Genomic DNA, 11927 nt, shown 5'->3' with positions numbered 1-11927 from the left:
GGAGGCTCAACGCCCGACCGGGAGCTTTCCATGGGCGCATGAACGTCTGAACGCACGGGCAATGGTGCGGGGGTGGACTTGTCCTCCTGCGTGTCCTGCCGGGGCTGCGCATCCTCACGCCGGTCGGCGGCATCCGTGGACCCGTCATCCCACGGGTTCCATTCCTCTGGGGTCGCGTCCTGCGTTTCCATGCCGGGCGTGCCACCCGGCTCATCATCCCACGGGTTCCACGTTGCGTCCGCATCCGTGGGGCTTGGAGTCGCGGAGACCGTATGCTGCGTCGCGTGCGGGGCAGCGCCCCCATTCCCTCCTGCGTCTGGGTTGCCGTCCATTCGGACTCCGGGCGTAGCGGGTTCACTGTCCCACGGGTTCCACTCCTCCGCACTGTCGGTGGGCTTTGCCTCATGGGAGCCTTTCGTCTTCGGTTCACTATCGGCGGTGCCCTCTGCCTCACGTCCGTCCGTGTCATCGGTGCGCGGTTCGGTCCGTGCGCCCGTGCTCTCGTGCACACCATCTCCGCTGTTCGCAATTGGTTTGGGAGCCGGCGCATCCGGCATGCGTGTATCCGACGGCGTATCATCCCACGGGTTCCACTCCTCTTCGCCGTCTGTGCGCATGGACTCATTGGAGTCGAACCCCTTTGGCGCAAGGTCGGCGGGGTGAGCTTCGGATTGTGCGCCCATGCTCTCACGCTCATCGCCGTCCATGCTATCCGTGGGCGTGGGTTCCTGGGAGCCGGTGCCCATCGGCATACGGTCGGCGGTGCTTCCGTCCTCCTCTGCAGTTCGGCTGTCCGAGCGTTCGTCCGTCCCCGCGCGCGTACTCTCGTGCCCACCGTCTCCAGTTGCGTCCGTGGGGGCGGGAGCCTTAATGGCATGACCGCCCGTATCCTTGGGCGCATCATCCCACGGGTTCCACGTCGCGTCCGCGTCCGTGAGATTCCAATCCGCGTCAATGGACGGTGGGGCGGCTGGCGCGGCGTGAGCCTGGGATGGCTGTTCGTCCCACGGATTCCAATCGTCCGTATCCACCGCGCTGTCCCCGGGAATGCCGGACACGGGTGTGGGCGTGCCCTCAGCGAGATTCCAGTCGCCATCCACGGACTCGGGTTCCATGCGTGTCGCGGATGGGGGAGCGGGATCATCCCACGGGTTCCAGTCATCCGCTTGCACGGCCGGCTTCGGTTCCATGTCCGTGCCGGCTGGCTTCCCGGGCTTGGCTGGTTCGGCCGCCGGTCCCGGTGTTCGCACGAGCGCAGGAGCTTTCGCACGAACACGCGCATCATCATCAGGACGCCCATGCGCATCATCGGCGGGACGCGCATGCCCACGCACGGCGGGACGCTCCACGTCATGGGACGGCGCATCGTCCGCCCGTGACACGATGAGATTCGGGTCGATCCGGTTGCCGCCCGTCAGCCAATCCGCAGCCACAAACACTCCCTCCAGCATCCAACTGATACATTCAGTCTAGCCGAAACACCCGCCGGAAGGCGACGCGGACAAGCTCAGATGCCGTCACGCTCCAATTCACGCGCAGTGCGACGCGCCAACTCCAACGCACTCACATGGGCTGCGGCGGCCGCACCCTTCAACGGGGCGTCACGATCCGCGACATCCCTGCCATCCACGCCGAACCCCTCCACCGGGGAACCGTCCAGACTCTCCACACCATCCCCCGAGAAATCCGGCTTGTCGGCAGCGGCAGGCACCAACGCGACCACATCCTGCCATGCGATCGCGCCACGCGACATGTCCATCACCGTGGGACGCTCCCTCTCCAACCGTTCGCGCAGAATGTCCGCCCACTCCAAGCCATGCGCGGGATCATCCTCATAAAACGATTTGAACACGCACGTTTCCTGACCCGGGGTTTCGCTCACACCGCACCCCTTGCCGACGCCTTCCTTGATGACGTTCTGCGGAACCCGGGGCGAATGCTTCGCATCATTGAGCACATTGTCGTAGATGCTTTCCTGAACCTTCTCACCGATGACGAGTTTCGTCGTCAGGTTCAGCCTCACCTTCGGGTCGAGACCCGCCTGCTGCGTCGCGGACTGCGCGGCATACAAAAAGCAGATACCGGCGAAACGCGCCTTCTGGCTGATTTTCAGCAGGCTGATGTACGAGCTGGAGCAAATCGCGTTCTCATACTTCGCCTCTATCAGATCCGGATTGTCCTTGTCCAATCCCATCGGCACCTTCGGTGCGACCGCCCATTGGCTTATCTCATCGCATACGAGCAGCAGGAGCGGGTTATCGCGTTTCACGTCGTCCGGCAGACCCCACCAGTTCATCTTGCCCGCGTCGTTGATGATGCGCGCACGCTCATCGCATATCCTCAGTATGTTGCGCAGCACTGCGGCGCTCGACTCCAAGCCGTCGCACCCCCAGCCCTTGTCCATCACCCATGGGCGCACCCACTGGAAGTCGGCGCTCTTTCCTTTCTCATCCACGACGGCGAGCATGCCGCCGCCCGCGACGAACCCGTACACGAGGCTGTTGATGAGGACGCTCTTGCCGCCGTTCGACGCGCCCGCCACGAGCACGCCGGGCGAATCCTTCCAATCGTTGTACAGCATGTCGCCGGTCTTGCGTCCCTTGTCCGGCAGGCGCATGCCATAGTACCCGTGTCTGAGGTTCGGGTGTTCCACGACCGTGCGCGGCATGGGTATCGCCTTGGGGAACGTGGGCAATTCCCCCGGATACACCATGATGACGTTCGCCTTCGGATTCGCTTTGAAGAACCAGCCGGGCGCGCCTATGGTATCGACGGCTTCCTGAACCGCCTTGTCGTACTTGCTGGCGACATAGGTGCGCGCCGTCTTGTTGATGCGGATCTTCCACCCGCCTTCCGGCGTGCGCGTGACACGCACCTTCCACGGGTCGACCTTGAGCACGTCCGCGAACAGGCGGCGCACGGTGAGGGTCTTCTCATCGAGCTGCTCCATGGTGACGAGCCTTTGCACCATGTTGATATCCACGACGAACCAACCGGGGTTGTTCTGCTCGTACTCCTGCGCGGTGCGCTTCTGGTTCGCTGCACGTCCCGCGTCCACGGTGAAATACCGGGGTTCCGGCGTGCTTCCCGCGACCGCGTCCACTTGGTCGATGGGTGCGTATATCGCGTACCCGGATTGCTCGTCTATGCTGTACAGGCTGTAGTCCGAGAGTTCCGGCATACGGCTTGCGGCGAGTTCCTGCACTTGCATGGTGAGTTTCTTCATGTGCTGTTCGTTGGTGGGGTCGAACCCGTGGGGGAGGCGGATTTTCTTGAATCCGCCGTCATGCGTCGTATCCGTCAAGATGTGTGTCCTTCCTTGTAGGGTGTTCCACTGGTTTTTCAGAAGTCCCAGTCGACGTCGATTTCCTCCGCCTCCTGGACTTCACGGCTGATTTCCCGTTCGCGCGCCTCGGTCTCCTGCGTCGCCTGCTCGGCCTGGCGCGTGACTTCGCCCAGCATGGCTGCGCGTTCCGGCATGAACGGGGTGATGTCGATGGGTTGGGGCGGCGTGATGCCTTCCACGGTTTCCTTCAACGCGTCCTGCCCGCCGCCATACCATGTCTGGATGCAGGTCATGCGGCCGTCCATGTCCTCCCACAGTCCGCGTCCCTTCGGCACCTGCCCGCCTTCGCCTTTCATCGCCGCCTGCTGCCGGTGCGCTTCCTTCACGTTGCCGGGGCTGATGACGCCTTCGGGCGTGTCATTGCCGAGGAGAAGGCGTCCGAGGGTGCGGTAGAACTGCGTGCCGCCGGGGAATTTCTCGAAGTCCTTGATGCCGAGCCTCTGACCGCCGATGAGGAGGCTGATGCCCGCCGTGCGACCCTGCAATGCGATTTTGCTGAGCGCGCTCATGGTGCGCGTGATGCTGTTGTTCCGCGCTTGGATGCGCGCATTGTCGTTCGCAATGCTGATGTCACGGTTCGGATTGGGCGCGGTCTTGCCCATCTTCGTCAAATATCCGTTGAACTCATCGAACACGATGAGGAGACGGTCGGGGCGGGTCCCTTCGGGCAGGTCGAGGATGTTCCCCGCACCGTGTTCGCTGAGCATGCGCACACGCTTGTTCATCTCATCCTCGACCCACCGTATGGTCGCCTCGGTTTCGTCCAACTGCCCGTTGCCCACGTAGGCGAGGCTGAGCGGTCGCGCCCATTGCGTGAAGTCTATCGCGCCTTTGCTGGGGTCGATGATGATGATGCGCCACCCGTGGAGGAGCGCGTCCGCGACAACGATCTGCGCGGCGCTGCTCTTGCCCGTGCCGCTCTTGCCCATGACGGCGATGTGATACGTGTCATGCACGTTCCATGCGACGGGTTCGCCCATGTCGTCCACGCCAAGGGGAAGCGTGAGACCGTCCGAGTGACGCACGTAATCCCAGTCGGCTTTCACCATCGTGGGGAACGGGCTTCCCTTGCTGAGCGCCATGTCCCACAGGTCCGCGCCATGCTCGTCGCCGCGCGGCAGGATACGCCCGTACCCGTAGCCTGCTGCGGTGCGGAACTTGTCCTGGTTCGCGTCGATGCGACTCATGCTCATGCCCGCCGGAATGCGGAAACGCACTTTCAGCAGACTGTGGTTGCGGGGGAACACGCCTAGGTCCACGACCTTCGGCGTGCGCCCGCTGTCATCACTCACCCCGGCGACCCCCCATGCGTCGCTCAACGCGAGGGGTAGTATCTCTTTCTGACGGCGGCGCTGTTTGAAATGCTGTGCGTCCTCCACGCCGGTCAACCGTCCCGGCATGAACCAGAGGGTCGTTTCGCTGGGGTTGCGCCAATTCCACAATACGAGTTTCGAACCGGTCTGCGCTTGGATTGCGGGCGCGCGTTTGCGCAGGTCGGCTACGGTCGCGCCTTCCCCGGTGGTGACGTTCGCACGCCACACGCTCACATCCTTGCCTTCCTGCGTGCACGAGTCCAGGGAGACGGTGCCTTTCGACGCGGGCAGTGCGTTGACGAGCGCGCGGAACACGATGGCCCGCGCATAATACCGTTGCTGGGGACCGCCGCCGTTCAGCATGCCCAGCCCGTCGGGCGCACCGCCTTTCACCCGCACCAGGTCGAACGACGAGCCGTCCGTACCGGGGTTGACTCCCGTGAACCGTGCCTCCGGGTCGAGGCGGCTCAAATCGATTTTCGCATAGTCGGCTGGCGTGGCGGGCGGTTCCAGTGCGAACGGTGTGAGGGTGAGGCTCCACCCGTCGCCGGTGAGGGTTTCCTCCCTGTCGTAGTCGGGGATGGGCGGTTTGAGTTTCGCGGGCAGCAGTCCGACCCACATGTTCTGCATGCTGCGGTAGCGTGCGCTGAGCAGCACATAATCGTTGAAATGCCGTGTGTCGGTGAGCCTGCCTTTCGGACGCCACTTGTTGCCCGTGTCGGACACGGGCGTGCCGGGTTGCATGGCGAGATAGTAGGCGTCGTACAAATCGGCTTCGACGGGCAACCGGAGGGTCGCCTGGGGGCCTGTCTGCGGGTCGGCCAGCCAGTTGAGGCTGATGAGGTCGGGTGTGCTTCCCCCTTCGGGTGGGAGCGTGAGGGTGATGAGCCATGCGCAGTCCCCGTCGTTTTGCGCGACCTGATGCGCTTTTGTCAGTGGTGCGCGTTTGTTCCATGTGCGGGCTGTGCGTGCGAACGCAATGTCGGTGACGAGGGTTGCGAGGCGTTCGTCGATGCGTCTGGTGGTGTCCGGGATGGCTTTCTCATCGTGGGCGAGGACGAGCCTGAGCGCGTTCGGATCGTATGCGTCGCCGTGCCGCGCTTCAAGCAGTTCGGTGATGTTGTGCCCGGCTTGCGTGGCGAGGGGACGTATTGCGGTGACACCGAGTTTCAAAGCGTTCTGGTTGCCTTGCGGGTAGCGTATGCGGATGACGGTGAGCGGATCGTCCTTGTCGCCGAGGACGCTCACCTGGCTGACCGTCGCACCCTGCCATGCTTTGCCGATGGGGCTGGCATCCTCGTTGACCCAGCCGTCGAGCGTATGCTGCCATTCGACGCGCCGACGCCACGGCGTGGATTGGCGTGTGCGGTCGAGGATGGTGACGAGGAGGAGGTGGAGGAGGATGGGAATGCCGATAAGCATGTTCCATGGTGCGTCGGTGAGCATGTACGCGGGGACGACGGGTATCAGGGGCGCGCATATGGCGGTGATGCGTTTCCATGGTGCGGCTTTCGCATGGAATGCGGTGACGCTCACCCCGGTGTACGGGTGGCGCATGTCCTTCCGCCTGTCGAGCATGCGGGTGACGCCTATGACGGTCATGAACCCTGCCATCGTGTCCAATGGTTGGAGGGGGAGAGGGTGGAGGTGCATGGTCGGGAGGGTGCAGGTCAGTGCGACCCACCATGAGACGCGCCGCCATCGTGTCCAATCCTTGTTGGGCAGGAGTCCGCGTTTCAACGCCTTCCACCTGTCGTAGCGACGCTGGTCGCGCGGGTCGATGGGATCGGTGCGCCGTCCGCTTCGCGGCTGCGGGGGTTTCGCCGTGATGCCGCTTGCGAGCATGCCGAGCCAGACGACTGGGAGTGCGGGGAGTGCGCGTGTGAGCATGAGAGTGCCTGCGGCGATGCCCAGGAGCGTCCATATGACGGGCGGAATGGGGTGTGGCGACTGGCTGGTGCGGTTCCTTGTGGATGCCATGTGTCTTCCTGATCGGGGGGGGGTCATGCGATGCGATGGTGTGTGCGGCGCATGCGTGCGCGGAACGTGTTGCGTCGTTCGGTGGGCGTCATGCCACCCCATATGCCGTATTCGTCGTGGAGTCTGAGCGCTTCTTCGAGGCATTGGGTGCGGACGGGGCAATCCTGGCAGATGTGTTTCGCATACCGCGTGTCCTGCGCCGTGTATGTCTCGGGGTAGAAGGCGTCCGTGTCGATGCCTTGCCGGGCGCATGCGGCTTGGCTACGCCATTCGTCGGACGTGTAGACGGGTTGTATCATGTTTCCCAGCTTAGGCGCGGGCGGGCTGTGAGTCCAGCATACAGGGGTTTTGACGTGACGCGGACGGGGTATTAGGGTATGTGGATACTGGTTTTTTAATGAAGGAAGGCAATCATGGTTGTTGATGGCATCGAGTTCCTCGGGGAGCGTGTGAACGGCGTCCCCCGGGGTGCGCATGGCAAGTGGATCATCGTGAGGCGTGCTCGCGGCGGCTGGTGGTATTGGGGTTCGTTTGAGTCGTATGCGGATGCGGTGGCGCACCTGTCGGAGGCGGGGCATGCCGCTGAAGTGCTCACCCCGTCGAGCACGTCGGGGAGGTGCGACCGTTGAAGGCGTGTGGTTTCCCGGGTTGCGTTGAACCTGCCACGATGGGCGATTGGTGTACCGTACATGCGCGGTTTGCGCGGCGGATCGTGTTTTCGGCTGTCGCGTTCCATCCGTCTATGCAACGCTTGGACAAGGCGCAGGCGGTGAAGGTGTTGGAGGAGGCGGCGGAACTGTCGGTTGCGGTGAACGAGTATCGGAAGGGGCAGGGGAGCCGCATGGCTGCTTTGGACGAGTTGGCGGATTTGGTGCAGACGCTTGCGAACCTTTGCGACGCCTACGGATTCACTGATGAGGAAATCCGGGAAGCGTCGGAACGTGTGCAACGTCGGAACGTGGAACGCGGACGGTATGCCGACGGGGAGCGACGCATGTTCTAGACCATCCGGGCACCCCGGCGGGTGTCCCCGGCCTTGGTTGTGGGGGAGGAAGTCAAAAGGGCCAAACGTGACGGTCACACCGGCATGTTTGGTCCTTTCCCATCCGATCAGGCTTGACTCTCCTTTGCTCCAGTCGCACCGCGCAAAACGTTCACGGTGTCCTTCACACGCAACGGCTTGTCCGCCGGGCCTTTGACGAACGGGGGAATCCACTGCCTGCGCCTGAGTTTGCGTTCCGGCCCGTATGGTTGATTCCGGTAGAATCCGCGCACGATGAAACGGTACGAGTATTCACGCCGCTTGCCGTCGTTCCCACTACTGTCATCAATGTTTTCCCGTTCGCGCCCGTCCGGCGCATCCAGGTTTTCGCGTACATCCACCAGCCTCACACGATTGCTCGGCAAATCCGGGTCATATTTGCGCGGCACCCTGTCCAACGGTTTCGTCCGGTAATCCCGTGTGTGCGTCACCGTAGGGATGTTTGCAAGCGCGAACACGGCGCGGAGCACACCTTCCCAGAACACGCACCAGTCAGCGCCCCCCTGCACGTCGTTGATGTCCAGCACGCCCGGTGTCGCCTCCACGAAATCCGGCGCATCGGCCAGGCCTTTCCACAATGGGATGTTGTGCGCCGCCCGCGTATTCGAGTATGTGTTGATGTCGAAATATATGCGCCCGTCCTCGCCACGCGACCACTTGTCTTGGTTGTCCCAGCAGACGATGCCTATGTCCGCGATGCCTTCAGGCATTCCATCCAGGTGGATGCCGCCCTCGAACCCGACGATCCCGGTCTGCGAAGGCAGCCTTGTCTCCGACGGGGCGCCGCCGTGCAACGCGGTATCCACTGCCAGCAGCGTCATGTCATGGGATACGAAGTACATGGGCGCTTGGGCGAGCCGTTCATACGCGGCACGCACGCCGTTCATCCGCCCTAGCATGTCCGTGCCTATGAACCGTTCGGCGGCCAGTGCGTCCGCTACCGTGGACTGTTTCAGTCCGAATCCTGTGATGCTGTGCCGTATGAGTGGCATATGCGCCGCGCATAATCTCAGTCCTTGTTTGCGTTTGCTCATACGTGTCTGCCTTTCCGATGGTTTCGCGTTTCGTGTCGATTGCCGGTTTCTTCCTATAGGGAAGCTAACCATCAAATTACCGCGTTCGCTTTGATATGCAAAAAGCCGACGGACGACATAGGCGGGCCCGCCGCACCTAATCCTCAGTGCGACGGGCCCGCCTGCATTCTCTCAAAACGGTGAAACTAATTCGTGTCCGGGCGCACGTCCACACGCTCACCCGACAGACGCTGACGGTCACGCACCTTCCCATGATCATCGTAATAATGCACCGTCTGCGAATCCGCCGACGACACCCATTCACCCGCAAGCTCCCGGCCATCCGGCGCGAAATACGCATACCTCGCGCTGTTCCTGCCCTTCGCCGGATCATACACGCTCGCACGGTAACAGCCATCCGACAGGCGCATGGTACGTCCCGGTACGACCGCAGACTTCAAACGCTTCCCGGCACCGTCACGCATGATGCGCCGATTATACAAGCGTTCGAACCCCTTCGACGTCTTCGCCACGCCGCCCGTCCACTCACCGTTCGCGTCGAACCTTATGTCGCAATCCGGCTTGTGCCACGCGCCCACGCCCTTCGCCGCATCATACGAGACATCCTTCGCGCCGACGGTCGTCAAAGCGTGACGCATGCCGAGGAGCATCACCGCGCCATTCACATCCTTCGGATTACGGTAGGGTGCCGCGAGCTTGATGCGGCGCATCTCACGGCGCCTCACGCTCTCACCATACCCGGCCTTGTCCAGATTCCCATGCTTCAGATAACGCGTGGGGCTTTCCTCGGAACGCCATGCCGTGACACCACCCGCGTTCTTCGACGAGCCGGGACGCGCAGTGACACTGCCCCACGCGGTGACGCTCCTGCCGTTCGCATCATCGAAATCGGTACGCCAGTGGAGGGCGTTCATTTTGCTTCGCCCGGTCGAATACGTGTTGGGTCCGCCTGCGACGGTGAATTCCACGGGCTTGCGACCGTCCGCCTGCAATGCGCGGCATTGGCGGGTGAGGTCGCTCATGGTGACGCGGGCGAACGGACTGCCGCCCGTGTTGTGAGGGGGTCGCGTCTGCTTGCCCTCATTGTTTTCCGCTGGCACGATGACGGCGTTCCCATGCTTGTCGAATCCGACCCACACTTGTGTGCGGCGTGCGGCGGATTCGCTGATGTGGCGTTCCGATTGCAGTTTGCGACGGAGTTCGGCGGCCGTGTCGGCTATCATGCCGGGGTCAAGCGAATAGGTTTTCGCTTCGGGGGATTCGAACGCCTGGCGGTTGATGGCTTCGGCCTTGTTCACTTCGGGCGCCCTGTAGGCGCGTCCCGTGGAATTGCCTTTTGTCTTGTAGGTGGCTTCGGACTGGCCTTGGGAGCCGAAACCGTTGACATTGTACGGGTTGGTCTTGTCGTCGCCCTTGCCCAACGTGGGGTCGATCCCCTCAGGGCCAATCTCCAAGTCACGGCCCCCACCCTTGTCGCCGCCCTTGCCCCACGTGGGGTCGAGCCTGTGTTTCTTCGAATACGTGCCAGAGTCCGGCGCATCATACTGTTCGAACTGGCTGAACCGGGTGATGCTCATGGGTTCGGGGGGTGCGGGCACGTCATGGTAGGTGACGCCGGTGATGCTGCTGCGTGTCGCGCATGTGGCGAGCAGTTCGCCTTCGTCGTTCGGCTGCAGGTGCATGCGTTCCGCTTCCACGGATTCCCCGGCGAACCGGTTGGCGCTGCCGTCCGTGCCGGTGCCGAACGTAATGTAACTGCCTTTGCTGCCGTAGGTGAGGATGTTCTGGCATGCGTTGAGCTGGTTCATGTCGTTGAGCCAGTAGGAGCGGATCTTTCCCGCCCTGTCGGTGAGCATGTATGCGCCGGGGGCGAGGTTGACTTCGCGCCATCGTCCGTCCCACCAGCGCGGGTGGAGCGCGGGATTCCATACCATGTGGGTTCCTTTCCTCGAATGGTGTCATGGGGGTGTGGTGCGGGACGAATGCGTTGTTCCCTTGCGCGGGTGTCCCGTCTTTCCTCATCCTAGTCCGATGGATGCGTGTCCATGCCGTGCGAGTGCAGTGTCGCACGGGTATGCTTGGACAGGATAGGTTCGAGGAAAAACACCAAGCGTGTACGCCGACAGCGTGAAGGAGAAAAAGATTGAACGGTAGAAGGAAGAGGACCGCCATCATCATCGCAACAGTGCTCGCCATCGTGCTTGCCGTCGGCTGGACGGTGTGGAGGCGTTCCCCTGTGCATGACACGCAGCCCCAGACCACGCCAAGCGCCACACAATCCACGCCCACGCCAAACGCCACGCCAACACCATCCGCCGCGACACCCACGCCCACGCCAAGCGCATCACAACCCACCGTGGAAGAAACAGAAGCCCTCGCCAAACAGGCTTTCGAAGCACGACATTCATGGGGTGCCGACGCGGACACCGATCCCGCGACCCTCGTCGGACATCCCTGGAAGGACGTGGCGGCGGCGTATGCGATGGGAGAGGAACCCTCCGCACCCCGGATTCTGGCGAACCCACGGCAAGCATGGAACGCGAACCCACCCGAGGACAATTCCGACCCGACCCTCGCCACGTATGGGGAGGATTTGTGGGGGTATGTTCGGGACGTGAACCTCATAAGCGGTTTCCGCGCGCACGCGGAGAACGCGGAATGCACGGACACGGGGGAGTGCACGGTGACGGGCACTGTCAAATGGCTGTTGTGGAGCATGCCGACCGACTCGGGGTATCAGTCGCTGCCATTGGGGTATGACGGTCAACGGCATGACGACGTGTGGGCGTGGTGCCCGTTGTGGGGGTCGTTCACCGTGAAGGACACGATGAGCGTCGCTTCGGATGGTCGCGTGTCGATGGCGGATTCGGATACGGATTGGTGGCTTGCGGACCCGTATTATGTGACGGCTGACATGCATCCCGACCGTGTGCCGCCGAACCTGTCGTGGAGGCATGATGCGATTCCCGTGTTCGGTGAGAAGCCGTTGCCTCGTGAGGGTGCGTATGGGTGGCGTGCCGGGCGTGTGAGCGGGTCGAGCACGGGTGATAGCGCGTTGTGGTATGGGGGTCAGGGTGAGGTGATTCGGGTGAACATGCCGAAGCCGAACGTCTACTAGCTTGTTAAGCTAGGTTCTGACAGTGTTTCGCACGCCATTCCGGGCGAACCAGGCGAAGCCGTTCCCAAGGGGGTGTGACCCGGATTTGTCGGAG

9 protein-coding genes are annotated in these 11927 nt (G+C 62.7%); 3 read left to right on the top strand and 6 right to left on the bottom strand.

The window, feature by feature from the left end; all coding sequences use genetic code 11:
- The 4 genes from CLV65_RS07890 to CLV65_RS07875 form a co-directional block, all read right to left on the bottom strand.
- Positions 1-1433 (bottom strand): ICP22 family protein (locus CLV65_RS07890; RefSeq protein ID WP_157847267.1); only part of this gene is annotated, 1433 nt, incomplete at its 3' end.
- 74 nt (positions 1434-1507) lie between these two features.
- Positions 1508-3304 carry a hypothetical protein gene (locus tag CLV65_RS07885; RefSeq protein ID WP_094691978.1) on the bottom strand — a complete coding sequence of 599 codons (1797 nt, stop codon included), beginning with the start codon at positions 3302-3304 and terminating at the stop codon, positions 1508-1510.
- 38 nt (positions 3305-3342) lie between these two features.
- Positions 3343-6639 (bottom strand): FtsK/SpoIIIE domain-containing protein, encoded by a 3297-nt coding sequence (locus CLV65_RS07880; protein WP_157847266.1) that lies wholly within the window; start codon positions 6637-6639, stop codon positions 3343-3345.
- 23 nt (positions 6640-6662) lie between these two features.
- A complete protein-coding gene (locus CLV65_RS07875) occupies positions 6663-6938 on the bottom strand; it encodes a WhiB family transcriptional regulator (protein ID WP_094692028.1) in 276 nt (91 codons plus the stop codon).
- A gap of 114 nt (positions 6939-7052) precedes the next feature.
- Between CLV65_RS07875 and CLV65_RS07870 the strand changes: the two genes are divergently transcribed.
- Both CLV65_RS07870 and CLV65_RS07865 read left to right on the top strand, forming a co-directional pair.
- Positions 7053-7268 carry a hypothetical protein gene (locus CLV65_RS07870; protein ID WP_094691976.1) on the top strand — a complete coding sequence of 72 codons (216 nt, stop codon included), beginning with the start codon at positions 7053-7055 and terminating at the stop codon, positions 7266-7268.
- A 140-nt stretch (positions 7269-7408) separates the two neighbouring features.
- Positions 7409-7642 carry a nucleoside triphosphate pyrophosphohydrolase family protein gene (locus CLV65_RS07865; RefSeq protein WP_144441929.1) on the top strand — a complete coding sequence of 78 codons (234 nt, stop codon included), beginning with the start codon at positions 7409-7411 and terminating at the stop codon, positions 7640-7642.
- Between the two features lie 107 nt (positions 7643-7749).
- Here the strand turns inward: CLV65_RS07865 and CLV65_RS07860 are convergent, their stop codons facing one another.
- Positions 7750-8715 (bottom strand): hypothetical protein, encoded by a 966-nt coding sequence (locus tag CLV65_RS07860; RefSeq protein ID WP_144441928.1) that lies wholly within the window; start codon positions 8713-8715, stop codon positions 7750-7752.
- Positions 8716-8900: 185 nt separating this feature from the next.
- Complete coding sequence (locus CLV65_RS07855) at positions 8901-10649, bottom strand: hypothetical protein (protein ID WP_094691973.1); 1749 nt, start codon at positions 10647-10649, stop codon at positions 8901-8903.
- Between the two features lie 209 nt (positions 10650-10858).
- On the opposite strand from CLV65_RS07855, the gene CLV65_RS07850 reads away from it, so the two are divergent.
- A complete protein-coding gene (locus CLV65_RS07850; protein WP_094691972.1) occupies positions 10859-11833 on the top strand; it encodes a hypothetical protein in 975 nt (324 codons plus the stop codon).
- The last annotated feature ends 94 nt before the right edge of the window (positions 11834-11927 follow it).

This window comes from Pseudoscardovia suis, from assembly GCF_002797875.1.
Classification (GTDB): Bacteria; Actinomycetota; Actinomycetes; order Actinomycetales; family Bifidobacteriaceae; genus Pseudoscardovia; species Pseudoscardovia suis.
This window is presented reverse-complemented; position numbering and strand designations above follow the sequence as displayed.